The organism is Mesorhizobium sp. M0772 (genome assembly GCF_040320135.1).
Classification (GTDB): domain Bacteria; phylum Pseudomonadota; class Alphaproteobacteria; order Rhizobiales; family Rhizobiaceae; genus Mesorhizobium.
The window spans coordinates 202866-227517 of sequence record NZ_JAMYPB010000002.1; the positions used below are offsets into that span (position 1 = coordinate 202866).

General features: G+C 61.5%; 26 protein-coding genes and 2 pseudogenes. 5 read left to right on the plus strand and 23 right to left on the minus strand.

Annotated elements, in window-relative coordinates; all coding sequences use genetic code 11:
• Positions 1–33: 33 nt before the first annotated feature.
• Both NKI06_RS02465 and NKI06_RS02470 read right to left on the minus strand, forming a co-directional pair.
• A complete protein-coding gene (locus NKI06_RS02465; RefSeq protein WP_031198691.1) occupies positions 34–876 on the minus strand; it encodes a plasmid partitioning protein RepB C-terminal domain-containing protein in 843 nt (280 codons plus the stop codon).
• Positions 870–2474: a recombinase family protein gene (locus tag NKI06_RS02470; RefSeq protein ID WP_502900568.1), complete on the minus strand. Its 1605-nt coding sequence runs from the start codon at positions 2472–2474 to the stop codon at positions 870–872. Before NKI06_RS02470 ends, NKI06_RS02465 begins: the two co-directional genes overlap by 7 nt.
• A gap of 114 nt (positions 2475–2588) precedes the next feature.
• Here NKI06_RS02470 and NKI06_RS02475 point away from each other — a divergent pair.
• The 3 genes and pseudogenes from NKI06_RS02475 to NKI06_RS02485 all read left to right on the plus strand — a co-directional run.
• A pseudogene (locus NKI06_RS02475) lies at positions 2589–2914 on the plus strand (type II toxin-antitoxin system HicB family antitoxin); the annotation flags it as partial.
• A 184-nt stretch (positions 2915–3098) separates the two neighbouring features.
• A complete protein-coding gene (locus NKI06_RS02480; protein ID WP_023690487.1) occupies positions 3099–3416 on the plus strand; it encodes a YMGG-like glycine zipper-containing protein in 318 nt (105 codons plus the stop codon).
• Positions 3417–3676: 260 nt separating this feature from the next.
• Positions 3677–3847 carry a hypothetical protein gene (locus NKI06_RS02485; RefSeq protein ID WP_156936058.1) on the plus strand — a complete coding sequence of 57 codons (171 nt, stop codon included), beginning with the start codon at positions 3677–3679 and terminating at the stop codon, positions 3845–3847.
• A 487-nt stretch (positions 3848–4334) separates the two neighbouring features.
• Here the strand turns inward: NKI06_RS02485 and NKI06_RS02490 are convergent, their stop codons facing one another.
• The 6 genes and pseudogenes from NKI06_RS02490 to NKI06_RS02515 all read right to left on the minus strand — a co-directional run bounded on the left by NKI06_RS02490 (position 4335) and on the right by NKI06_RS02515 (position 10192).
• Positions 4335–5213 (minus strand): YihY/virulence factor BrkB family protein, encoded by an 879-nt coding sequence (locus NKI06_RS02490; RefSeq protein WP_286456777.1) that lies wholly within the window; start codon positions 5211–5213, stop codon positions 4335–4337.
• 125 nt (positions 5214–5338) lie between these two features.
• Positions 5339–6445: an acyltransferase family protein gene (locus tag NKI06_RS02495; protein WP_352983848.1), complete on the minus strand. Its 1107-nt coding sequence runs from the start codon at positions 6443–6445 to the stop codon at positions 5339–5341.
• Positions 6373–6537: pseudogene (locus NKI06_RS02500) on the minus strand (hypothetical protein); the annotation flags it as partial. The gene NKI06_RS02495 and the pseudogene NKI06_RS02500, both read right to left, overlap by 73 nt.
• A 218-nt stretch (positions 6538–6755) precedes the next feature.
• Entirely contained in the window at positions 6756–8192 is a 1437-nt protein-coding gene (locus NKI06_RS02505; RefSeq protein ID WP_352983823.1) for a hypothetical protein, read from the minus strand.
• Positions 8158–9360 (minus strand): MFS transporter, encoded by a 1203-nt coding sequence (locus NKI06_RS02510; RefSeq protein ID WP_023806978.1) that lies wholly within the window; start codon positions 9358–9360, stop codon positions 8158–8160. Before NKI06_RS02510 ends, NKI06_RS02505 begins: the two co-directional genes overlap by 35 nt.
• A gap of 106 nt (positions 9361–9466) precedes the next feature.
• Positions 9467–10192: a helix-turn-helix transcriptional regulator gene (locus NKI06_RS02515; protein ID WP_352983826.1), complete on the minus strand. Its 726-nt coding sequence runs from the start codon at positions 10190–10192 to the stop codon at positions 9467–9469.
• A gap of 440 nt (positions 10193–10632) precedes the next feature.
• Between NKI06_RS02515 and NKI06_RS02520 the strand changes: the two genes are divergently transcribed.
• A complete protein-coding gene (locus NKI06_RS02520) occupies positions 10633–11628 on the plus strand; it encodes a class I SAM-dependent methyltransferase (RefSeq protein ID WP_352498912.1) in 996 nt (331 codons plus the stop codon).
• Between the two features lie 11 nt (positions 11629–11639).
• Positions 11640–12599 carry a LysR family transcriptional regulator gene (locus NKI06_RS02525; RefSeq protein WP_084013102.1) on the plus strand — a complete coding sequence of 320 codons (960 nt, stop codon included), beginning with the start codon at positions 11640–11642 and terminating at the stop codon, positions 12597–12599.
• Between the two features lie 44 nt (positions 12600–12643).
• On the opposite strand, the gene NKI06_RS02530 is transcribed toward NKI06_RS02525, so the two are convergent.
• The 15 genes from NKI06_RS02530 to NKI06_RS02600 form a co-directional block, all read right to left on the minus strand.
• Positions 12644–12868 carry a DUF2274 domain-containing protein gene (locus NKI06_RS02530; RefSeq protein WP_023673788.1) on the minus strand — a complete coding sequence of 75 codons (225 nt, stop codon included), beginning with the start codon at positions 12866–12868 and terminating at the stop codon, positions 12644–12646.
• Positions 12856–14124, minus strand: a complete 1269-nt coding sequence (locus tag NKI06_RS02535) for a TraB/TrbI/VirB10 family type IV secretion system protein (RefSeq protein ID WP_352983830.1) — start codon at positions 14122–14124, stop codon at positions 12856–12858. Before NKI06_RS02535 ends, NKI06_RS02530 begins: the two co-directional genes overlap by 13 nt.
• Positions 14121–15260 carry a P-type conjugative transfer protein TrbG gene (gene trbG / locus NKI06_RS02540; RefSeq protein WP_023697519.1) on the minus strand — a complete coding sequence of 380 codons (1140 nt, stop codon included), beginning with the start codon at positions 15258–15260 and terminating at the stop codon, positions 14121–14123. The genes NKI06_RS02535 and trbG overlap by 4 nt, the downstream gene beginning before the upstream one ends.
• Complete coding sequence (gene trbF / locus NKI06_RS02545) at positions 15257–15940, minus strand: conjugal transfer protein TrbF (protein ID WP_023673791.1); 684 nt, start codon at positions 15938–15940, stop codon at positions 15257–15259. Before trbF ends, trbG begins: the two co-directional genes overlap by 4 nt.
• Before the next feature lie 2 nt (positions 15941–15942).
• Positions 15943–17304: a P-type conjugative transfer protein TrbL gene (gene trbL, locus NKI06_RS02550; RefSeq protein WP_023690476.1), complete on the minus strand. Its 1362-nt coding sequence runs from the start codon at positions 17302–17304 to the stop codon at positions 15943–15945.
• A 1-nt stretch (position 17305) separates the two neighbouring features.
• A complete protein-coding gene (trbK-alt, locus tag NKI06_RS02555) occupies positions 17306–17701 on the minus strand; it encodes a putative entry exclusion protein TrbK-alt (RefSeq protein WP_031215562.1) in 396 nt (131 codons plus the stop codon).
• A gap of 10 nt (positions 17702–17711) precedes the next feature.
• Positions 17712–18470, minus strand: coding sequence for a P-type conjugative transfer protein TrbJ (gene trbJ / locus NKI06_RS02560; protein ID WP_352983833.1), 759 nt, complete (start codon positions 18468–18470; stop codon positions 17712–17714).
• Positions 18467–20920, minus strand: coding sequence for a conjugal transfer protein TrbE (gene trbE / locus NKI06_RS02565; protein WP_286456769.1), 2454 nt, complete (start codon positions 20918–20920; stop codon positions 18467–18469). Before trbE ends, trbJ begins: the two co-directional genes overlap by 4 nt.
• 14 nt (positions 20921–20934) lie before the next feature.
• The gene (locus NKI06_RS02570) at positions 20935–21231 is read right to left on the minus strand and encodes a VirB3 family type IV secretion system protein (RefSeq protein WP_023673515.1); all 297 of its coding nucleotides are present in this window, start codon (positions 21229–21231) and stop codon (positions 20935–20937) included.
• Positions 21231–21563: a TrbC/VirB2 family type IV secretion system protein gene (locus NKI06_RS02575; protein WP_023673516.1), complete on the minus strand. Its 333-nt coding sequence runs from the start codon at positions 21561–21563 to the stop codon at positions 21231–21233. Before NKI06_RS02575 ends, NKI06_RS02570 begins: the two co-directional genes overlap by 1 nt.
• A complete protein-coding gene (gene trbB, locus NKI06_RS02580; protein ID WP_352983835.1) occupies positions 21560–22576 on the minus strand; it encodes a P-type conjugative transfer ATPase TrbB in 1017 nt (338 codons plus the stop codon). The genes NKI06_RS02575 and trbB overlap by 4 nt, the downstream gene beginning before the upstream one ends.
• Before the next feature lie 217 nt (positions 22577–22793).
• On the minus strand, positions 22794–23111 hold the full coding sequence (locus NKI06_RS02585) for a helix-turn-helix domain-containing protein (RefSeq protein WP_006338687.1): 318 nt from the start codon (positions 23109–23111) through the stop codon (positions 22794–22796).
• The gene (locus NKI06_RS02590) at positions 23108–23455 is read right to left on the minus strand and encodes a type II toxin-antitoxin system RelE/ParE family toxin (protein ID WP_031203332.1); all 348 of its coding nucleotides are present in this window, start codon (positions 23453–23455) and stop codon (positions 23108–23110) included. The genes NKI06_RS02585 and NKI06_RS02590 overlap by 4 nt, the downstream gene beginning before the upstream one ends.
• Before the next feature lie 356 nt (positions 23456–23811).
• Complete coding sequence (locus NKI06_RS02595; protein ID WP_023673519.1) at positions 23812–24267, minus strand: ribbon-helix-helix domain-containing protein; 456 nt, start codon at positions 24265–24267, stop codon at positions 23812–23814.
• 7 nt (positions 24268–24274) lie between these two features.
• The gene (locus tag NKI06_RS02600) at positions 24275–24505 is read right to left on the minus strand and encodes a hypothetical protein (protein WP_352559099.1); all 231 of its coding nucleotides are present in this window, start codon (positions 24503–24505) and stop codon (positions 24275–24277) included.
• Between the last annotated feature and the right edge of the window lie 147 nt (positions 24506–24652).

Genomic DNA, 24652 nt, shown 5'->3' on the forward strand with positions numbered 1-24652 from the left:
GATCGGTTTGTATAGGAGTTGACGTCCGACCATCTAGCGCCCCTGTTCGAGGCATGGCATCGAGAAGCTGTGAAACTCTTCAAAATGCCCCGGAAAGGTCCGGGCGAGATACCGCACCACTCTGGAATTATCCATCAACCGGTCGAAAAAGCGGTTGGCTGCGACAAGCTCCAGGCCCACCTGGCCATGACGTTCCGCGGCGCTGAGAACCGCAAGGCTTAGCGCGCCGACATCGAGCACCATCGCGCCGCGCTGGTCTTCCGCCTGTGTGGTGATCGTTGAGAGATTAAAACCCTCGACCAGCAGGGCTTGCGGTGTCAGAGCGACGAGTAGTCTCGCGTAGGTGATCCTGACCCGGTCCATCGCCACCATCAGCCGGGCAATCTCCAATTGCCTGGCTGGCAGCACCTTCTGGAGCAACCCGAAGATTTTTGTTTTCACCGGCGCGTCCCGAAGCAGGTCGAGGACATCAGGGCAAATTCCGTTAACGGCTTTCCGGTTCTCGCCTGTCTCGGAAGCGGGTTTTCCGGGAGAGCAGAACATTTGCGGCTCGCGGGTCGCGCCACGCAACCTATGTGCCAGTAGGCTTGGCATTGTCCTGAAGCCCTCGGACACCAGCGTGGCGCAGAATTGCTTGTCGCGCATCATCAGGTGGAGCGCCGCTACTATCCGGTCTAGGCTCTGTTCAGACTTAGCCGCTTGCGTGACGAAATCGCGCATGCGTTTGCATTCCGTATCGTAGGTCGCCAAAAATTCGTGTGAACGAAGCCTCTTCTTGGACCCTAATGCGCCAGCAACAATATTGCTCGCATGTCTGTCGCCACCCTTTTCCAACGCACGGTAGGCGGCGTCCTTGGGTAAGCGCTTGACTACCAAGCCACGCCCCCCACAGGCTCTCGCTCTGCCAGCCTGACAATGGGATTGAGCGTGGGAAAAATATAGCTGTCCAGCGGTATCCCATTGATGGCATGCAGTTCCGATTTGCCAGCGATCTCATGCGCAGGCGCAATCAAATAGTCCCGGACGGTCAGGTCGCCGGGATTCATACGGATCAGGACGAAAATGTCGGGTAGTGGCCGTTTATCGGCCTTGGAAAACCAGCGTGGATAGCCGAAGCCGGAAACCCTGCATCGGCCCATTGTAATCGCCACCGTGATCTCCTCGTTTATCCGCAGGAGGTCCATCGCCATGTCATGGGCAGCAACCCCGCCCTGCTTATCAATCGCGCCCACAAGATCCCGGATAATCTGCAGCCTCATTGATTCCAGGTGCCGGTTCACGCCGATGAAGCGGTAGTTTTTGGATGGCTCGTATCCGATCAGTTCATAGGCTTTGACAATGGTTCCAAAACGCCACTGGTAGCGTTGGGCCGGCGGGCACCCCGGATCGGCGTCGATCATGGCCAACGACAAGGCGCCACGGCGAGCCAGAAGTGCCCTAAGAGCAGCCAGCATCTCGTCGTTGGTCATGTGGCGATAGATGGTCTTGAGCACGATCTGCGCCCGGTCGAACAGTTTGCGGTCGACGATCGGCTCCAGGACGTTTTCCACCCGCACCCACTGTTCGGGGGGATTACGGACTTGATGGCTTCTCAGCCGGGCCGAATGCTTGTTCCAGACGCTGTTGCCAATGTAATTTTCGTTGGTCAGCACCGAGTGGACGGATTCCCGCGTCCATGGTCGCCGCAAATCGCTGAGCACGCCGCGCTTGTTCAGCAGTCTTGCCATCTCCAGCTCTGTCTTGCGTGTTCTGACAAAGTGACTGAAGATCCACTTCACTGTCGCAATCTCGTCAGGTGGGCCGAGCACCAGAACTATTCGATCCGTCTGCTGGCTCTTGTATTCGTGGGATGAAAGGATGCCTTTTGAACGGCCGTGTTGATCGACAAGCAGGCGCCGCAGGCCAAAGGCGGCCTTCCCGCCCTGCCGGAAGCCCAGCCGGATCAACCTCGCCTGGCCGATGAAGACTTTTTGCGAGAGCATTCTGCTCTGCTCGGCAGCCATGCTCCGTTTGATTGCTTTGAGGACGTCTGACCCGATGCTGCCGTCGTTTGCGAATTGCTCGGCGCAAAATTCGATACGGACGCCGGCCATCTGGCATCGGTATTCGTAGGCTGCGCTTTCATCAATGTTCTGAAAACGCCCCCACCGGCTTACATCATAGACCACAACCGTCTCAAAATCGGCTCGCCCACTTTCGACATCGGCCAACAGCTTCTGAAGACCGGGGCGCCCTCCAAGGTTTAAACCGCTGCGACCGAGGTCCTCGTAAGTGGCGACAATGTCGTAAGCCATGATATCGGCATAGTCGCGAATGGCATCCGCTTGGTTGTCGATCGAGTAGGTCTGGTGTTCCGTCGACATGCGCACGTACTGCGCGGCGCGAACTCTAGGCACAGTCTGGTGCCCGCCATCTAACTTTGGCACTTTCCCCACACTCTCGACCGTTGCCCAGGCAATGTCTGCCTGGGGCATGCCCAACCTACTAGGCAGCTTCCTACGGTCCCATTAGGAATACCTCGACAGTTTGTGTCGAATGGCTCGATAGTCTGATCGAGCCTCGAAGCCGCTCCTTGGGGGAACCGACCCGTGCGTCACTATATCGGATTGATCCACAAGCAAGCGGACAGCGACTTCGGCGTATCCTTTCCCGATTTTCCGGGCGTGGTCACCGCCGGCACCAGCCTCGACGACGCCCGCGCCATGGCCGAAGAGGCCCTGGCCTTCCATCTCGAAGGCCTTGTCGAGGATGGCGAAGCCATTCCCGAGCCATCATCCCTGGAAGATGTCATGTCGAACAATGACAATCTCAGCCGGGTCGCCGTCCTGGTAGCGCTCAAAGCCGAACCACAAAGGTGGTGCGCGTCAACGTCACCATTCCCGAAGATGTCCTCGACCAGATAGATCGATATGCGATTCAAACCGAGGCGCTACCGACCTGTTCGCGAAAGCCGTTTCCGCTTTGGCAACCATTGTCTTCAAGGCCCGAGAAACCACGTCTCATTTCGTGAGCGGGCGTGCCGCCGTTTGGCCGCAATGCGCCAGCAACTGGCAACCATTCGCCCCGATCCGCGTTTGGGGCTCCAAAGGAGTTCCAAGATGATCATCAGACAAACCATTGCCGCCGTGCTCATGACTGCAGCACTTGCAGGCTGCGCGACCCAGACCGAACAGCAGCAGAGGGCAACCACAGGCGCACTCATTGGCGGCGGTGTCGGCGCCCTCGCCGGCCAGGCACTGGGCGGCAACACCGAAAGCACGGTCGTGGGTGCCGCCGGCGGCGCCTTGCTCGGCGCCGTCATCGGCCAGTCGACCACGCCGCAGCGCCGCGGCGAACAGCTTTGCCGTTACCAGGACCGCCGCGGCCGGATCTACACGGCGCCTTGCGATGATCGCTATTACAACAACGACTATTGATCCAGCCTCCCTGGAAGTGCGGCTCTCTGACGTTTGCTGCCGCTCTTCCAGGGACCCGGGATCCGTTCGGCGTTTCACAATATGAGAACGCCCGCTCAGTCCATTACACCCTCTGGCTGATGAGCTTGCGCTTGGTGCTTGCAAGGATCCCATTTCGCGGAAGCGACGTGAAGCGCTGGTTTCATGGCGCCAACAATGACATCGCATTGCCGCAGCTGAAAGTGCCGACAGCGACCATCGGCTGCGGCTGAAGAGCGGGGGTGACGGTCACGGTGCCAAACATCAAGGTCGCCAAGCGCGCCTTGGCCAAGCCGAATGGCTTGCGCTGCATGCATAAAATGTGGGATAATTTGTTTGGTGGAGATTCTCGCTCACACCATCCAAAGGCCTCCTTCGGAGGCCTTTTTCATGTCATGGTGGCTGGCAACTGAGTGCCACAACGATTAGGTGGCACTCCCTGCCTAGGCGAAGAGTTGCACTGCCGCCAAGGTCCTTCGACCGCTTTCACGTCGTAAGCTTGGAGAACAATCCCGATGCTCAACAGCATTGCGGGCTGGCTCGATGCTGCAACTGCAATTGCCATTGTTCGGCTCCTGATTGACCTCATGAACCTATACCGCTCCGCTGCCGCCAAGAAGGCGCCGGACGGCAGGCGCGCGAGATCAAAGCCGATACGCAAGCGCCGTCCGCGTCGCCGCTGAACCGCGTCTTCCCAACCAACTCAAACTGTGACCGCGATGGTTTGACCCACCAGCGACCCGTGCACTCATCATATGGCGTCGACCGTATCCAGCTCGCGTGCCCTGCTCGGTGATGCGGTCGGCGCCGACGGGTGATGATGCGGGTGGCGTCGCGAAGGCAGCCAGCCGGCGCGCCGCGCGCCTAGTCGATTTCATCGTTAGTGGCGTATGTTGCAAGTCAAGCACTGTGAAGCACAGCGTCCAGATCGGACCTGCTGCCGTGTCGAATGGAATAGGCGCGAGTGATTTCCGCACCAAAAAGAAAAATTTCCGCCGAGTAGTAAGCCCACAGCAGGATGACAAGCAGCCCACCGGCGGCCCCATATGAGGCCGCGACCGCGCTGGAGCCTATATACCAACCGATAAGCGATTTCCCGAGCGTGAACAGGGCAGCGGTTACAACCGCGCCAATCCAGACATCCCGCCATTCCAGGGTTCGATCAGGCAAGATCTTGAAGATAGCGGCGAAAATAGCTGCTAGGAGGACAAAAGAAACGACCGCGTTGATAACGGCCAGGACAAGTGTCCCGAACGGCAGCTGTGCGTTGATGAGGTTGCCTAGGGCCGAAATCGCCGCGCTCGCGACTAGAGAGACGAGCAACATGAAGCCAAGTGCGGTGACCAGTCCCAGACTTACCGCACGTGCGCGCACCAGGCGCGACAACGAACTGCCCTGCGCTTCGACCTTCCATATCATGTTCAAGGACTGCTGTATTTCGCCGAAGACCCCGGAAGCGCTCACAAGCAAGGTGATGATGCCAATCACCGCCGCCCAGGTGCCGCCGGATGGCTTTTCGGATGCGCTCTTCAGTGCGGTTTGCAGGATATTTGCGCTTTCTGTACCCATCATCCCTGTGATTTGGGCGGACAATGCCGCTTGGGCTGCCTCGTGACCGAATGCGAGACCCGCAATTGCAACCACGATGAGCAGAATTGGCGCCAACGATGTTGTGGCATAAAAAGCGATTGCCGCGCCATGGCTGAGAGCATTGTCGTTGACGAACCCAACGACGGCTTCTCGCACCATTGCCCATGCATTTGTGATCCCGCGATGCATTTTTCGCCCCAGTCGAATTGGCGTTCACTAGCAATGCACCAGCACATGTGATGTTCCGGTTGCGGGCTACTAACGCCCTCAGGGGGAGCAGGCAACGTCAGTGGTTATGCGCCGCGCTTGGCGCCCTACTCCGCCGGGGTCTTCTCGAGCACCGGCGCAATTTTCCGGCCAAAGCGCTGGACAACGAAGCGGCCCGCCTTCTGGCCGGGGACCTCGATCAGAGTGTAGGTGATCCAGGACAGCAACGTCACGGTCGGCAGCACAACGGCAACGACGATGGCGAAGCGCAGCGGCGCCGACAGTTCGTGGCCGAACTCACTGATGACGAACGCCGCGACGGGCTGCAGCACCAGCAGATGGCTCAGGTAGATGCTGAAGGAAAGCTCGCCCATCAGGTGGAAGAACCGGTTGCTGAGCGTCACGGCGATCGCTCGCGCCAACATTCCCGCCCTTCCAGGCAGCATGCGGTAGAGAACCAGCGCAAAGAAGCCCGCCACAAGCGCTTCACGCACCAGAAGCTTGCCCAGCCCCTGGTCGCCGCCAAAGGGCAGCGCCGCCAAAAGCATGGCCAATGCCAGATAGAGGAACGGCCTCGGTCGGCTCTGATGCACGACTCCGGCCAGCAGCATCCCGCACAGGAATATCTGTATCTTCAGCGGCAGAAAGGACGGCATCGGAAAATGGATCGACAACAGCCGCATCGCAAACACGATGACGCAGCCGGCCGCCGCGACCACAAGGGCGCTCCTGATCCAGTCCAGCCTGCGCACCAGCAGCATGACGGCCGGGAACACGGCATAGAACTGCATCTCCAGCCCCAGGCTCCAGTCAGGCAGCGGCGTGCGATAGGCGAGGTCCGGCACCAGCCCAAACAGGAACGTGAGATGGGCAACGATGTTTTTCAGGCTGCCGTCGAGGTAGCGTTCCGGCGCCTGGTGCGATCTGGAGAGGAAATCGTCGATGATGATCCTGCAATCGTAGAGATAGGGGCCAAGCGCCAGCGCCAGGAAAAGCATGACATAGAACAGCGGCGCGATCCTGAAATAGCGGCGCGTCCAGAATTTGAGCCAGGTTGCCGATCTTTGCCAAGGCTCCTTTCCTGGCGCAGCTGATAGTGGAACACCATCAGGAAGCCGGACAGCATGATGAACAGGTCGACGCCGAGATCCGGCTCGCCGACGATCGGAATTTGCCAGCCGGTCAAAAGCAGGCAGTGCCCGACCAGCACCCAGATCGCCGCAAGCGCGCGAAGCCCGTCCAGGCATACGATGCGCGACGACTTGATGATGCTGGTTTCGTAGCTAGCCATGTTGCACTGCAGCATGGCGCCTGAGGAGCGATTGTCAACCCGGTGAGAGATGACGAATTACGGCTACGATGGCGGATGCCGAATTGTGCCGATCTCCTCGCCAGACAATAGGCTGAACGGACAGGCACCTTTTCAGGAAACCGTCAGCGCGTCCCGAACGACCGAAATCAGGCGCGAAGCAACCGTTCGCAAACCGGCACACGCATGCCAGTTGCGGAAGCGCATAAAACATTTCAGGAAAAGGCCCATTCCGCATCGGACGGCGTGACGAACCCCTGCCGCAGTCGGCTGTGAAGTTCATTCCACGACGGGTCTGTCACGAAGCCTTTCATGCTTCCACAAGCCTCGGCGAAGGAAATGTCGCCCAAACGGCCGATGAGATCACTCATCGCGCCGTTCCTGCCCTTCAGGAATACCTCGAGCGGATCATCATCACACTCAATTACCCGATGTCCCCAAGCACCCGGTACGTCGTCGCTTGCGAGAGCCTGCTGAAGATCTTCATCCACGCCTGTGGCCTCGAGCGCCCGGGAGACGACATAGCGCATCAGGGGGTAATAGATCGGCTGATAGCTGCCTCCAAGCGCGCGCACGCCGGGCAGGATCGACAAAACCAGAAACATCAGCAGGAGATTCGGGACAAGGCTGCGATTTGCCAGCCGCTCAAGGATATCGGGGGCTGTGAAGCACGCCACCTTCATACCGGTCGCGGGATCGATGAGTTCTCCGGCGACCAGACGCAGCGGAAGGCGTTTGCCATTTTCATAGAACCAGAAGAAATCGGTACCGCGCGCGAGCCAGCCACTCCAGGGGCCGGACGCGATCGCGTCGAGGCCGGCAAGGATATTGGAGGCGAACTTCGGGTCTTCCAGCAGTCTCATGTGTAGCCAGGAATTTTCGTCCGACAGATGGTCGGCCACCAGGTCGGCGATGTCCTCGTCGTCGATCTGCAGGAAGGAAAAGTGGCCTCCGAACATTTTTGGCCAAAGCGTAAGATTGGCTGCCTTGATGGCATGCGCGGGCCGCTCGAATTGCGTCTTCGGCAGAAGGGCACGAAGCAGCGTGAGCGCGTCGCCCCCAGTGTTTGGTTCCGTCGGTAACAACTCGAACTTATAGGGTCCCCGCCCGGCTAGCAGGCTGTACCCGATCATCCGGCTTCGGCTCAGGCCAAAGACGTTGACCGGCTTCCCGTCAACGGTGAGCCAGCCTGGCCCCTTGCGTGGCTTTTCGACGAGATTCACCGTCGAAACGGCGTAGGAAACGTAGGTCGAACACCCGTGCGCCGAGAGACCAAGGAGGCTGAAGATATGCGTGTAATAGGCTTCTGGCTCCATGAGGAGAAACAAATGAGGGCCTGTCTGCAACACGCGGCGCCTTTCGAAATCCCTGCAGATTTCTGAGGCGGTATCGGCAGACAACCCGTTTCGTGTCGCTGCCTTCCTGATGATGTCGAGTAGTTTGGTGAAGGCTCGGAGCCGGATTTCTGGCATGGGAACCGAAGCCGGCGCCGTAAACAGGCGAAACGCATAATCGCGGATCGGCCGGGAATGGTATGGGCTCATCCAGGGGTAGAGTGCCGTCAGCGACCCCAGGACTGCCTGTTTCGCATCTACGCCTGCTGTTAGCTCTTCCACCTCACGATTCACCTTTTTCTTGCGTCTGAACGACACTGACGCTCAAACACGAAACACTGATGAGGAGCGCTACGCCAAAGCTGAAGAAAATCGTCGAAGGAAATGCTCGATTTCCTACTGCGGCGGCGATGCCGAACACGAGTAATCCGAGCACCACGGCCACACTATGCATGATGCCTTTTGCCCGGCCCAACAGATAATCCGACACACGCGTCTGCAATGTGACTTCAACGCTGACGCGTCCAAGATTGTATATAAATCCGAGCGCGGCAAAAAGGATCACTGTCCAGGGCGTGGGCAGAAATGCCAGCGCCATGAGTACCAGCGCCGTTAAGCCCAAAAGCATGAGATGGAGCGCATGAGTGCTCATCGATCTTTCAATCCGGAATAGAGAGACCGCACCGATCAGTGAGCCCGCCGACCATGCAGCCTCGAGGTAGCCGAAATCCACGGCAGTACCCTTCTGCTCCTGGACGAAGCTAGATCCCACGACGCTGACAAGCACCGCGCTTGTATAGAGAAGCGCGTAGACGACAATGAGACGACGCAGGCTCAGATCGATTTGGGCTGCCGAGATTTTGGCGGTGCGGACATCGAGCGAAACCGGTTGCAGCCGCATCAAGGCTAGGCAACCCGCTGAAAACAGGAAGAAAGCAGCAAGAACGGTGAATGGTAGGGCTGGGGAGCGCTCATGCAGCAAAGCCCCTGCAAGCAGAGCTGCGCCGAGATTGCCGACCTGCATGACGAAGAAGACGGCGGAATTCGAGGCTACAAGATCGCGGCCGTCAGCTATCACGGGGATCATTGATTGAGAGCTCGTAAGGGCGACACGGTCGCAAAACGAAAAGAGGGCCGCTGACAGACAGATGATCAGAAACACGTCCATGTAGAGGAGCGCGCAAGCGGTAGCCAGCATAACGAGAAAGCGGCTGAGGTCTGCCGCAACGTTCAAGCACCGCCTGTCAAATCGATCCGCCGCTACGCCGGCCAAAGGGCTCGCGATGAATTCGACAACGCTGACGATCGCAAGGAACGTCGCGACGCCGGCGGTTCCGTATCCGCGCTCGACGACAATCCAGGCGGAGGCGATGTAGAAGCCGTTTCGGGCAACGGCCGCCGATAGCGTGCTGGCCAGGAATCCGAGGCACGGATTGGACCGGCCGGCCCGCCCTTTGGCATGATGATTTCGAACCAGGTTTGACATGAGCGGCGTATCCGAGCTGACCGCCGATGGATACCTTCTTCCGCCAAGCCTGCTTTACTGTGATGTTGGGGTTTTCCGATACTTGCTGAGAACAACAAGCGGCGACCTAGATTCGCCACTTACGACGAAATTCCGTCGGGCCCGCACCGAAAGCCCGCTTAAAGGCGGTCGCGAAATGGCTGGAGCTGCCGAAACCACATTCCATCGCGATTTCCGTCGCCGACAGATTGGTCGATCGCAGCATGTCCGCGGACTGCTCCAACCGTCGCTGCGCAATGAATGCGTGCGGCGTCATGCCTGTCGACTGCTTGAAGGCCCTCCAGAAATGGAACCGGCTAACCCCAATTTCTTTTGCCAGATCGGCCAGCGTAGGTCTGCCGTCCGACAACGTCTCGATCATGTCCACTGCCCGCTTGAGATCGAACGATGACAAACCGCCTTTTGCCGGCTCCTGATGGACGCCGTTCAACCTTAACATTTGGCCGAGCAATTGCGTGGCCTGGCACTCCACCATGGTTGCGCTGATGGGGTCAGGCTGCTTGAGCTCCAAAGCAATCCTCTGCAACGCCAACTCTGCAGTGCCGTCCCGAAACCCGATCGAAGGCGGCAGCACTGCCGGGCGATGGCGAGCCATTCCCGCAAACACCTCGTTGGCGAACCCTTTTTCAATCGAGACCAGGAGATAGGAAGCGGTCGCTTCCCCCTCGTCCCATCCATTCCAATCACTGCCGGCCGGCATGAAGATTATCGAACCGGCCCGGCGCGGCAAAAAGGCAATCCGGCGCCCATCCACAATGTCTTCTCCGCGGGACGCCGTGCCCTTCAGGTTCATCAAGAACACATGGTTTGGCTGGAGGAGCCTTGTCTCCTGACGCTCAAGCCCGGTTCTTTTGACTACGTCCGCCCGCACGCTCCCCCAACTCTCATACTTGTGGGCAAGGGATTGGTGCCGTGAGCGGCGATTCTCGGTCGGGTCGAGGGCAAGAGTATTCACGTATCCACAGCCTCCTTACTGGCGAGTGGCCAGTCGTCGCATGATGTGGCGAACCATGGGTTGCTGAACAACGCGCAAATAACTCTGGATTGGTAGAAGATGTGACTTTAGCGAAAAAATGGCAAACGAGCGAAAGCCGTCTGTATCCGGCAGGCCTACGAGTTGGCTCAGCCAATACTTGAGCCAGGCGAAATATTAGACCCCACTTATCTTAGTGGCATTTCCCCTATCGACGTATCGGCATCTCACCAACGGAACGGTGCTGGAGGCATACTGCGATGCGTGGACTCGACGACTTTCTGGCTGAGTGCGACGCTGGCCCACGGATCAACCGACTAGCCGGCTTTTTCGCCGCGACCGCCGCTGGCAAGAGCGGGATGCCAATCCGCAAGCCCGTCGCGGACGCCCGCCTTCTGCCGAGCGATGAACTGCTGCACGGCTTGGTCAGCCTGCATGCGGCACGACAAGGTTTTTTCGACCAGCACTACCACGGCAGCATTCCCTACAGATTAGAGGAAGAGTGCCGGATGGCCTACGCAGTGCTGAAATACGCACGGCATCGTGGTGGTCCGCTTTCGCTATATAGCCTTGGAACAGCGGAAGGCACGATGGCGAGGACACTGTCGGAACTGTCCGATGGGCAGGTACGCTCACTGTCGTGCAGCCCGAACGCGGAGAATTACAAATGCTTCATGGCTTATGGCCAACCACCGCACGCCGACTTTTTCATTGGTCCCTTCCATCATTTGACAAAGGACGTCCTGGGCTCGGATCCGCGACTGGCAAATTTCGCCCACGGTTTCGATATCATTCTGGAAGATACGACCTTTCAGATGTACTCGCCGAACAGAGTGGGACAGATCGAGTTCGTGACACAGCACCTCAAGCCGGACGGAATCTTCGTCTTCGTCGAGAAGTTCCGGGCAACCGAGGAGCCGGACTACAGGCGTCGCGAATACCAGAAGGATTTCGGCTTCAAGGCGCGCTATTTTCCCCCAGACGAAATCGAGAAAAAGCAAACCCTCGTTCTGAATACGATGTTCGGCAATGAGGTGACTTTGGCAAAGATGGCTGACGCCATACGCGCGCATTTCAGCTACTGCGCCCTGACCTGGAACAGCGGAAATTTCTGTAGTCTCGCGGCGAGCAATAGCGAGGAAAACCTGAACCGATACCTTTCCCAGATGGCCGCTCCGGCCATTCCGCACGAGTACGTCTACGAAACCAGCTTGTATCCGACCCTGCCGGTTAGCGTCGCCGCCGCGCAGGAATAGGCTCCTGTGCCTTGAGACAGGTCAACAACACGTTGCGTCGTTTGGACCATGTCTTCGCGGCTGTCGACCATGGCAGCCTCAGGCAGGCCGCAAGAGTTCTCAGGGTGAGGGAATCCTGTGTCAGCCGCAACATCGTTGCTCTCGAACAATTGCTGGACATGCAGTTGTTTGACCGCGACGTCCATGGCGTTCGGCTGACCGAAGCAGGCCGGGCCTGGACTAACCTCGTCCGGGCTCATTATGAAGGGTTGCAAGATGCCATGGCCGGAGGTGGTCCTGGCGACCAGGATGCCAAAACAGTCAAGATAGGGTTGTGCGGTCAGATAGGACGGGCGTTCGTGGCGCGGCTTGTCGATCGATTTCGCGGCTTGCATCCGGACGTGAGCATCGCCATCGAGGACGTTCCCCATGATCAGTGTCTGGCGGCAATACGTCGCCGGCGCCTTGACATCGTGTTCACGCACGGGCTCGAGAACGGCGCCTTATGCCGCAGCGAGCTATTTGGACACGAGCGCTTGTTCATTCTCCTGCCCTGTTACCATCCGCTTGCTGAAAGGTCTGCGGTCACATGGGCAGATCTTGCAGATACCTGCCTGCTGGTTTCGGTCGGATCGCCGCTGGATCCGGTTTTGTTGGAAAAGATTGCCGCAGGTGGTGGCCCCGCTATTCAAATATGTCGCGCGAGCGAAGCGACGGTCATCCTCAAGGTGCAACTCGGTCAAGGCGTTACTCTGGCGGGCGAAGGTTTTGCCAGGACAGTCGCCATCGACGCTACAGTATGGAAACCCATCGACGGTCAGCACAGCATCAGTTCGATTAAGGCGGTGTGGCTGGAATCGAACCCAAAGCGTGCGCTTCTGCGCCTGGTTGGGACCGCAAGAAACCTGGTGGCCGCAACGCGACCCGGGCCTACCCCTGTCAATGGAGGAAGTTCGGGACGCCGCGGCGCGATTTCTGAAGTCACGCCATGACTGGGAGGTGCGACTGACCCGGTTTGACTTCAGTCGTCCAGCCTCTAACCACCCTCCGAACGCTTTGCCCTGGCAAAGCCTCGATCCGTCGCAATGAACCGCTCCAGCATCGCAACGATGAGGCGCGGCGCATCGGCGGGCCGTTGCCCCGCTTCGCGGCCGAGGATCTCGGCATAAGCCGTCAGATCACGGTGCAGTGCCGCAGGGAGTTCCACCATGACCTTGACAGGCTTGTCGTCAGCGATTGGCCCCAGTTTCAGCTTGGCCATTTCAGCCCCCCATAAGGTTCGAGCACGAGATCGCGTGTGACGATCACCCGCACCGGGAATCCCGGTCGGATGGTGAGCGTCGGCGCTATGTTGAGCTGCCGCTGGACGATCTGCTGGCCTGTCTGGCTGATGCTGTCGGAAGCACCCTGGCGAAGAGCGCGCATGATGTCGCTCTCCTGGCCCGATGAGCCTGCTTGCGCGCCGATGCTCAGAACCGTGGAAAGTGCTGCAGCCTTGAACAACTCGCCCCAGTGATAGTCGACGCCGTCCTCGAGACCGGCATAGCCCTCAGCGTCCGCGCCAGGCTCACGTTCCAGAACGATGGAGCGGCCGTCAGGAAAAATCAGCCTGGTCCATACCAGCAACACGCGACGCTGGCCGAAGCCGACCCCATTGTCATACTGGCCGATGAGGCGCGTCCCCTGCGGAATGAGACGGATATGTCCGGTGGGGCTGTCATAGACATTCTCCGTCACCTGCGCGGTAATCTGACCGGGCAGGTCTGAGCGAATGCCAGTGATGAGGGCAGCTGCGATGACGGCGCCCGCCTGCAGGACGTTTTTCGACGCCGGCGCCGCAACACGATCCGACGAGACGGTGCGCTTGTCAGGCGGCTGGTCGAGGAACGCAAGTTGGCGGTCTTGCGCCGAGGGCGTCGCTGACTGCGAAGCGAGGCCAAGGTTGGCGAGATCGGTTTGTGGCATGGTGTCTGTCGTGGCTCGAGCGACAGTCGCGTCACTAGCGGGCCGCGTTTGCGTGGACGCGAACAGACGCGCGGTCCTCGCCGCCTCCAGTTCCTGCTCCCGGCGCTGTTCCTCTGGATCCGGTCCGACCGAGCCCGACGACGGCGCTCCGTTCGCCGGGCCGCCATTCTGCGCGTTGAGGATCGGGCGGCCGAGATCGCCGGGAAGCGGTGGGCCAAGCTTTGGAACGCCCGTATAGTCCTTTGGCAGACCGGCGAGCCCATCGGGCGTCGAACGATTATCGGTTGAATAGAGCTCCTGACCCTGGCCTTGCTGACGGTTCTGAAGCGCGTAAATCAGCGCACCGCCGACAGCGAGGCTAGCGGCGAGCCCCAATCCGGCCAACGCCTTGCGGGACAGACGCGTCACGCGCGACGGCTCGGCGCGCAGCCGCATGGCCGCGGCCGGCTCACCTGTCAACGGCCGGGCGTCATCCTCGACCGGTGCCTCCGGCCGGGCGTCATTCGCCGGCCCCCGGCCTTCTTTCTTCCCGGGATCCATTTTGTCGCTCATGATGACGACCCTCCCCGGCCTGTTCGGAGGTTCGTCGCTGGCGGGGTCTCACCAGGGCCATGCATCCATGAAAATCGACTGCTCCTTACCCCATCGGTGCGGGAGACGCGGACGCGCCTCTGGTTCTTGCCGGCGCCGAGGCGCAACTCGGCGGCGGCAAACATCCGGTCGACGATCATGTAGTTGCCGCGCACGCGATAGTTGACCAGCTCGGACGTGTCGCCTTCCGGCCCTACCACGAAGAGTGGCGGCATCTCACCCTGGCCGATGCCCCGCGGGAACTCGATGAACACCTGCTTGCCATCGTCGAAGGCGCGCAGCGGCCGCCACGGTGCGCGATCGCCCGTCACCTCGTAGCGGAAATTGACGCGAGAAAGATCGATGCCTGTCGAGACCGGCTGTGCAGCCTCAGCTTGCTGGTTCTGCCTGCGCAAGGCGATGAGTTGGTCCTGCGGGTATTGCCAGGAAACCGACGCCATATAGGTCGACGGCGTCGAGCGCAGTTCCATGTGATAGGTACGCCGATCGGTATTGATGACGAGATTGGTGAGAAGGTCGGCGCGCGTCGGCTTGACGAGTATGTGGACCTGCTTGGCCGCGCCCGTACCGCTCTCGGTATCGCCGATGATCCAGCGCACGGTGTCGCCGGCGGCGACGGGACCGGAACCGACGAGCTGCTCGCCGGGCTGGAGCGCGATGTCGGTGATCTGCCCCGGCGAGGCATAGACCTGATAGAGCGCGCCATCGACGAATGGATAGACCTGCATCGAGTTGATGAAGCCGTTGCGGACAGGCTGGACGCGCGCGGCCGCATTGGCCAAGTTCACGCGCGCGGTCGGATCGGTCGGTTCCGGGTCGGGCTTTGCGGCCTTGCCGACCGGCTTCAACTGGCCTGGAAGCGGCAGCGGCTTCGACAGCTCCACCACCTTGACGGGCGGTGGCGGATCGACGGCATGCACGGCCGGGACCGGATCGTCATAGGAAATCTCCGGCGGCTTCTGCCTGGTGGCGCAGCCCGCAAGCGCCGAAGTGCAAAGCAAAAGCGCTGGAAGGGCCATTTTGCGGAAGGCCGGCATTGCGTGGATGAGGAAAACCGGACGCCCCCAAGGGGCGGCTTTGCAGAGTACGGGCATCATTGTCCAAGCTCCTTCGACCAGTTGATGGCGTTGATGTAGATTCCAAGCGGGTTCTTCCTCAGCGCATCAGCGTCGCGCGGGGGCTGGACGACAATGGTGAGGATGGCGGACCAGCGCTCCGTGGAAGCCAGTGAGCCGTCCTGATAGCGGCGTTCGACCCAGGCGATTCGGAAGCTCACCGGCGATGCGCGGATGACCGACGACACATCGACGGCGACCTGCTGCTTGCCGACCTTGGTGAACGGGTCATTGGCGCGCGCATAGTCGTTGAGAGCCAGCGCCCCGCCCTGCGTCGCGAAGTCGTAGGCGCGCAGCCAGTTCTGCCGCACGATGACCGGATCGGCGGGGATCGACCTCACCTGTTCGATGAAGTGCGCCAGGTAGAAGGCAATCTGCGGATCGTTCGGCTGATAGTCGCCGACCGCAGGTCCCACAGCCTGCGCCTGGCCGAGACGATCGACCTGCACCACCCAAGGCATGATCGAGCCTTTGGCGGATTGCCAGATGAGCGCGGCCGAGAACCCCGCGGCGAGCGCCAGGCAACCGAAGGCCATGGTGCGCCAGTTGCGCGCCTGCACGCGAGCCGAACCGATGCGCTCGTCCCAGAGCTGAGCAGCGCGTTGGTAGGGGGTCTCGGGTTGTGGGGACTTGCCGTAGTGCGTGGACGGTCGTTTGAACATGCTCAGTCACTTTCAGAGAGGTTGATCGAGGAGCCGCCGCCATGGCTGTCGCCACTGCGAACGGCGTGGGCGGCGGCCTGGACGCCATGGGTCATCTGTTGCGAGCGCTTCATGCGCTTCGCCCAGGCTGGCTGACTTTCGGTTGCGGAGGACGCGACGGGTGCGGAGCCGGCTTCGGGCGCGTTCGCGCCGATTGTGCCAGCCGTGGATGACCCGCCCGTCGTCTCGAAGGCAGCGCGAGCGCCCGACTGGTAGCTGTGCTTCATGCTGCCTGCCGCATTATTGGCCGCACGCTTGAGCGGTGAGATGGCACCTTGGGCGCCGGCTCTGATGACACCGCCGAGCCCGGATGCGACGCCAGAAAAGCCAGACTCTCCGGCCGCGCTGAGGCCGTAGGCTGTGGACGCCCTGCCCGCCATGGCGGCACCGCCACGGGCCGCCGCTGCAGCACCGCCACTGACAGCCGCGCCTCCAGACACGACTGCGCCGCCGGCCGCAGTGCCGACTGCTGCCATGCCTCCGACGGCGAGCCCAGCGCCGACCGCAGCACCCGCGCCGAGTTGCGGGCCGCCGGAGACGAGGCCGTTGGCAATGCCAGGTCCAAATATGCCAAGGCCGAGCAGCGACAACGCGGCCAGCACGATCGCCATGGCATCGTCGATCGACGGCGTGTTGCCGCTGAACCCCGCGGTGAACTCGGAAAAGAGCGTTGAGCCGATGCCGATGATGACGGCGAGCACCAGCACCTTGATGCCGGACGAGATGACGTTGCCAAGCACCCGCTCGGCCATGAAGGCGGATTTGCCGAACAGACCGAAGGGAATGAGCACGAAACCGGCGAGCGTGGTCAGCTTGAATTCGATCAGCGTGACGAAAAGCTGGATTGCCAGGATGAAGAAGGCCAGCAGCACCAGCGCCCAGGCGAAGAACATGCAGGCGATCTGGATGAAGTTCTCGAAGAAGGACCAATAGCCCATCAGGTTCGAGATCGAGTCCAGCAACGGCCGGCCGGCATCGAGCCCGGTCTGCGCCACCTTGCCCGGGCGCATGAGATCGTTGACGGTAAAACCCGTACCCGAGGCCTTCAGGCCAAGCCCGGCGAAGCTTTCAAAGACGATGCGGGCGAGATTGTTCCAGTTGGAGATGAGATAGGCGAAGACGCCGACGAATAGGGTCTTCTTGACGAGGCGCGCCATGATGTCGTCGTCCGCACCCCAGGACCAGAAGAGCGCAGCCAACGTCACGTCGATGACGATCAGGGTTGTGGCGATAAAGCCGACCTCCCCGCCGAGCAGGCCGAAGCCGCTGTCGATGTAGCGCGTGAAGACTTCGAGGAAATGGTCGATGACGCCCATGCCGCCCATGTCAGCGAGCCTCCGGCCGAGGAGGCTCGACCTGCATCGCGGGAGTGGTCACATCCATCCGCGTCCCTCCTTTCCGGTCGGCTGACGCCGGCACATCAGGGAATAACGTTTTCGGGGCAACGGCAGCAGGCGCCGTTGCCGAGTCACCTGGAGCGAGAAACCGGCGCCGGCTCTCTCCCCACGCTTTCAGACAACCGGGATCGCGAGGACCGGCCTCGCCGATCCCGGAACAGCGGCGCAATTCGAACGCGAGCGGGTCTTGTGACGCGGTGGAACGGTCCCGTGTCCCAAGGGCGTCAGGCTCATCGTCCTTGCTGCTCATCTCGATCGCGGTCACTGTCAAAGCGACCGCGATGAAGATGACCGCGCCGATGCGAGCGAGGAGCTTGCCTTCCATCGCGCCGACCTCAGTTCTTGCCATAGAACATCTGCGCACTGCCGGGCTGGTAGCCCGAGCCCTGCGTCAGGAAGCGCCGGCGCTGCTCTCGGCCCTGGTCGACGGCGGTGGGCTGTTCGGCCGATTGCAACGCCTGCGCCCGACCGTTCGCGGCGACGACAGCGGTGAGATCGGCGAGCTGCTGCACTTGGAGCGCGAGGAGCTGGTTGCCGGCCTGTGTTGCCTGAAGCGCGCCGGTCGCACCCTGGCTCTGGCCGACCAACGCCGACATCTCACTGCGATTGGTGTCGATGTTGCCGACGACGCCCGCCTGCACACGCATAGCGTCCTGAAGGCCACCAACCGTGTTGCCCCAGCGCGAGCGCGCGTCGGCGACGAGTTGCTGATCCGAAGCCGACAGCGAGACGTTGCCGTATTTCTGCTGGAAAGCCTGATCGATCTGCTGGACGTCATAGGCAACGTTCTGCGCCTGACCGAGCAGTTGCTGCGTACGCTGCACGGACTGCTGGAGTTGTTGCAGAGAGGAGAACGGCAGGCTCGCGAGATTGCGGGCCTGGTTGATGAGCATCTGCGCTTCGTTCTGAAGCGAGGTGATCTGGTTGGTGATCTGTTCGAGCGAGCGCGCTGCCGTCAGGACGTTTTGCGAATAGTTCGAGGGATCGAAAACGATCAAGGCCTGTGCCGGCGTCGCCAGCATCGGCGAGAGCGCGGCAGGAGCGACAAGCAGTGCGGCGGCGAACCGCATGCCAAGGGAACGGCGTTGTTTCATGGGGACTTCTCCTTGTTGGTGAGGGCGGGGCTGGTTAGGGCGGGAACGAGTTCAGCGGCCCAGCCGACGCCACGGTGGGTGAGCCAGGCAGCGAGGAACCCGTCGCGGCCATGCTCGGCGACGATGCTGGCGATCGCGGCCTGGTCGGTCTTCGCGGATACAGCGCAGAGCGCGAGTGCCACATCCGACAGACCGAGCTCGAACAGCCGGTTGCCGCGTCGGGACTGGCAGTAATAGTCGCGCTTTGGCATCGCCCGCGCGATGATCTCGATCTGCCGATCGTTGAGGCCGAATCGACGATAGATCGCCGTGATCTGCGGCTCGATGGCGCGCTCGTTCGGCAGGAGAAGCCGGGTCTGGCAGCTCTCGATGATCGCGGGCGCGATTGCCGAGCCGTCAATGTCGCTGAGCGACTGCGTGGCGAAGATGACGCTGGCGTTCTTCTTGCGCAGCGTCTTTAGCCATTCGCGGAGCTGGCCGGCAAAGCCCTCATCGTCCAGCACAAGCCAGCCTTCGTCGATGATGAGAAGGGTTGGCGAGCCATCGAGCCGGTCCTCGATGCGATGGAAGAGATAGGACAGGACGGCGGGCGCGGCACCTGTTCCGATCAGCCCCTCGGTTTCGAATGCCTGGACCGACGCCGATCCGATATGCTCGTGCTCGGCATCGAGCAGGCGGCCATAGGGACCTCCGACGCAATAGGGGCGCAATGCCTGCTTGAGATCGTTTGATTGCAGCAGCACGACCAGGCCGGTGATGGTGCGCTCCTCGACAGGCGCGGACGCCAGAGAACTCAACGCCGTCCAGATATGCTCCTTGATCTCAGGCGTGATCGTCACATTCTCACGCGTCAGGATCGCCACGATCCAGTCGGCGGCCCAGGCGCGCTCGGGGACATCGTGAATGCGCGCGAACGGCTGGAGACTGACGCTATCGGACGCTCCATCGCTGAGATCGCCGCCGAGATCATGCCAGTCGCCGCCCATGGCGAGTGCCGCCGCGCGGATCGAGCCGCCGAAATCGAAGGCAAATACCTGTGACCCCGCATAGCGGCGGAACTGCAGCGCCATCAGCGCCAAGAGCACGGACTTGCCCGCGCCTGTCGGGCCGACGATCAGCGTGTGGCCGACGTCGCCGACATGAAGCGAAAGCCGGAACGGGGTCGAGCCTTCGGTCTTGCCGAAAAGCAGAGGGGGCGCTGCAAGATGCTCGTCCCGCACCTCGCCCGCCCACACCGCGGAAAGCGGAATGATGTGGGCGAGATTGAGGGTGGAGATGGGAGGTTGACGGACGTTGGCGTAAACGTGACCCGGCAGGCTGCCGAGCCAGGCGTCGACGGCGTTGATGGTTTCGATAATTGCCGTGAAATCGCGGCCCTGGATGACCTTTTCGACCCGGCGCAGTTTCTCGTCGGCGATGCCAGGATCATCGTCCCAAACAGTCACCGTCGCGGTGACATAAGCCATGCCCGCATAGTCGGCGCCGAGCTCCTGGAGCGCCATGTCGGCATCAGCGGCCTTGTTTGCGGCGTCGGTGTCCACGAGGACGGACGCCTCGTTGGTCATCACCTCCTTGAGGATCGCGGCGACCGATTTGCGCTTGGCGAACCATTGACGCCGGATCTTTGTCAGCAGCCGGGTCGCATCAGTCTTGTCGAGCAGGATCGCGCGTGTCGACCAGCGATACGGGAAGGCCAGCCGGTTCAGCTCGTCGAGCAGACCCGGCGTGGTCGCGGTCGGGAACCCCGTGACCGTGAGAATGCGCAGATGCAACGCGCCAAGCCGCGGCTCAAGCCCGCCGGTCAGCGGCTGGTCGGCCAGCAGGACATCGAGATACATCGGCGTTTCGGGAACGCGGACACGGTGGCGATTGGTCGAGACGCAGCCATGCAGATATGTCAGCGTCTCGGCGTCATCGAGCCAGCGGCACTCCGGCATGAAGGCTTCGACTAGGCGCAGGACGCGGTCGCTGCGGTCAGTGAACCCGGTCAGCACCTCATTGGGGTCGAGGCCCTTCTTCTCCCGCCCTTCGTAGAGCCAGCTTTCCGCGCGGGCGGTGTCTTCGGCGGGCGCAAGATAGGTGAGCGTCAGGAAGTAGCTGGACTCGAAATGCGCGCCGGCCTCCTCGAAGCCCGCCTTGCGCTCCGCATCGACCAGCGTCGAGGCCGCATCCGGAAAGCTGCTGTCGGGATAGCGCGTCGAGGCATGGCGCTGTGCCTCGACGAAGATCGCCCAGCCGGAGCCGAGGCGGCGGAAGGCATTGTTGAGTCGGCCGGCGACGGCGACCAGTTCGGCCGGCACGGCGCTGTCGAGATCGGGACCGCGAAAACGCGCGGTGCGCTGGAAGCTGCCGTCCTTGTTGAGGACGATTCCAGCGCCGACCAATGCCGCCCAGGGCAGGAAGTCGGCGAGCCGGCTGCTGCGGTTGCGATATTCGGCAAGGTTCATCATAGGTGCGACCTCGCTTAGACCGTGAGATGCGCGGGTATGCGCAGGTGCCGGCGAACGACGTCGGCGAAAAGCGGATCGCGCTTGGCCGCCCAGACTGCGGCAACATGGCCGATCGCCCAGATGGCGATGCCGACGAGCCACAGACGCAGCCCCAGCCCCACGGCGCCCGCGAGCGTCCCGTTCATGATCGCAATGGCGCGCGGGGCGCCACCGAGCAGGATCGGCTCCGTCAGCGCGCGGTGTACAAGGACCGTATAGCCGGGCACTGTATAATCCGGCATTGGGCCGCCCTGTTCGACAGCGCCCGCCATCAGACCAGCGCTCCGCCGCCGAACGAGAAGAACGACAGGAAGAAGCTCGACGCCGCGAAAGCGATGGACAGGCCGAACACGATCTGGATGAGCCGGCGGAAGCCGCCAGACGTGTCGCCGAAGGCGAGCGTCAGGCCGGTTACGATGATAATGATCACCGCCATGATCTTGGCGACCGGACCTTCGATCGATTGGAGGATCTGTTGCAGCGGCTGTTCCCACGGCATTGACGAGCCGGAGGCATAAGCGGGCGCGGCCATCACCAGGATGAGCGTGGCACCGGAGACGGTCATGGCGAGACGATGGCGCGCGAGGCGCAGGCGTTGGATCATGGAATTTCTCCTTCAGGGCTTTGGATGAGCAAGGTCGGGCTGTCGTCGCCCTCGAGGACGGCTGGCGCGACCCGGTAATCGCCGTCCGGGCTCAGGCCATCGACACGGGCGAGTTCGGACAGTCGGCGGGCTGAGCCGCGGCCGGAAAGGACGGCAACCAGGTCGATCGTCTCGGCGATCAGCGCGCGTGGAACCGTGACCACGGCTTCCTGGATCAGCTGCTCCATCCTTCGGAGCGCACCTATGGCGCTGCCGGCGTGGATCGTGCCAAGGCCGCCGGGGTGGCCGGTGCCCCAGGCCTTGAGCAGTTCGAGCGCCTCGGCCCCGCGCACCTCTCCGACTGGAATGCGGTCGGGGCGCAGGCGCAGCGATGAGCGAACAAGATCGGAGAGCGACGCGACACCGTCTTTCGTTCGCATCGCCACGAGATTCGGCGCTGCGCATTGCAGTTCCCGCGTATCCTCGATGATCACGACGCGATCGACGGTCTTGGCCACCTCGGCCAACAGCGCGTTGATCAGCGTGGTCTTGCCCGTGGAGGTGCCGCCTGCAACGAGGATGTTCGCGCGGTTGGCAACGCCCTGGCGCAGCGCGTCCACCTGCTGCGCCGACATGATTCCGGTCGCGACATAATCTTCGAGGGTGAAGATGGCGACGGCGGGCTTGCGGATCGCGAAGGCGGGCGCCGCGACGACGGGAGGAAGAAGCCCTTCGAACCGCTCCCCCGTCTCGGGCAGCTCGGCCGAGACACGTGGGGCGCCGGCATGGACTTCGGCACCGACATGATGAGCGACGAGGCGAACGATGCGCTCGCCGTCCGCTGCTGACAAACGCTCTCCTGTGTCGGACAACCCCTCGGACAGGCGGTCGATCCACAAACGTCCATCGGGATTAAGCATCACTTCGACGATGCCGGCGTCGTCGAGATAGCGCGCGATCGCAGGTCCGAGCGCTGTGCGCAGCATGCGTGCGCCGCGCGCCAGACCTTCTGAATTGTGAGGCGAAGCTGCCATCCTGTCCCCGTTTCGATCCGGGGGAACATGGACGGCCCCTGGACGGGGATGATTAAGAGAGCCGCATCTCGAGTGGTTTCAACACCTATATCGAGGCGTAGTGGCGTAGCGTGCAAATACAGGAGATTGGCGGTGCCGACCTGTGATCAAGGCCGGCGATCTTCAGGCAAGGGCGGCGCTCGCCGTCAATTGTGCGCTCGTCGGTAAAGCCGTCAGATCACGCGGCTTCAGCACGAGTTGACCGTCGAGGCTTGTGGCGAACCACCACGTCGACCTTGTAGTCGAGCCGGTCCAGACAGCGAACCAGCCTGTCTATTGAAAACTTACCCGTTCGCCCTGTGGCGATCGCGGAGACGTCGGGCTGTTTCATTCCGAGCAGTTCAGCCGACTTCGCCTGGGTCAGGCGCCGGCGCTTGATAATGGCGCGGATCTCGCGGGCCAGCTTGGCCTTGAGCAATTCCTCTTCGGGATTGTCAAAGCCGAGGTCCGCAAACACGTTGCCGCTGCTCACTTCGGCGGTGATGTCTTCCGTCATGACTTTGTTCCTTTCCCATAGTTTTCACGATAGTGCGCCTCGGCCGCCTTCAATCGTACTGTGACGAGATCGATTTCATGCTTGGGTGTCTCCCTGCCCCTCTTCGACTTCTTCTGGAAGCAATGAAGGACGTAGATCACGCCAGCGAAGCGGACGGTGTAGACGGCGCGGTAGGTATCTCCGTCGAAGTCGTCGACCACCTCGAGGATGCTGCGGCCCCCAAACCCTTTCAGGGCTTTGACAGCCGGGTGCTCCTCACCATTCTGGGCGTCGTTGATTGCGACACCCATCAACCGGCGAACATCGACCGGAAACTCGCGCAGGTCATCCTTCGACGATCCCATCCATACCGTGAGCTTTTGGTTTTTCATTCGCCCTTTGCCTTATAGCATACAGACTATAATTTTCAACGAAAAGATCCTGACACCGCCTAGCCACTGAGATAACTGGTTCGGCTCAGACGGCTGCTTTTTCTAGAAGCTCATAAAGGCGTGGTCCCTCATGCAATCACGGATCTTGAATTGCGGATTTCGCGCCCAACATGGTTCCCGTATCAGCGACCCTGCCCTGCGGCTGTCTAGCTCTTGTCTGCCAAACCCCCCGACAGGTTGGCAACGCGAGTTCCATGACAACATATCGTTACAATACTTTGATATGCTTGACATATCGATGCTTGCAAAATCTCGGTCCGCCAGTCCGTTCAGCGCGCGGGCGTGCCGGGCTGGTGTGTGTCCAGACCGCCATCGATGTCCTCGGAGATCTCCTGCCGAAGCTTTGGACCTCTCGCCAGGCGCCGGCCGAGCGCGGTGACGAAGGCATCATAGCGCTCGCCAGCCTTGGAGTGGGCTGCCTGTGCCGCGGGCTCGGGCAAAGCCGGCGTTGTCGCCAGCCAGAAGCGGACGAAAACAGCGAGCGTCTCCACGGCAATCGCGACATCGCGCTCCTGGCGCGTCATACGGCGGTCCAGCTGGTCAAGCCGCTTGGTGATCGCCGCCTCCTGCCGCTCGGCGGCATCGGGTGAGAGGAACGACTCGATTGCCGCCTCCGCGACGAGCGACCGTGAAAAATCACGGCGCGCCGCATGTTCGGCCAGCCTGCTCATGACCTTCGGATCGAGATAGACGGACAGGCGTTGCTTGCGAGGTGGCTTTACCATGGGAGCCTCACATATCCACGCCGTCGCCGGGGTCGAGCGACGCCTGCCGCGCAACGCCCTGCATCAGGCGCGTCAGTCGACGGTTGCGGGCAACCTCGTCCTCCACGTCATCCAGGTGATCGATCTCGAATTCGTTCTCGGTCGAAGGCTTCACGACCTGCTCGACGCGACTGAGCTCGGGTTGCCGACGACGCTCGGAATCAGTTGTGTCGTCATCCGTGGCCAACGGCGCCGACATGGCTTCAGCAATCTGCGGACGAGAAGGCAGAGGCAGGTTCGTCCAGTCGTCCGGCCTCCCCTCCTCCGCGCCCCCCCCCCCCCCCCCCCGCGCGGCCGCGGCCCCCCCCCCCCCCCCCCCCCCCCCCCCCCCCCCCCCCCCCCCCCC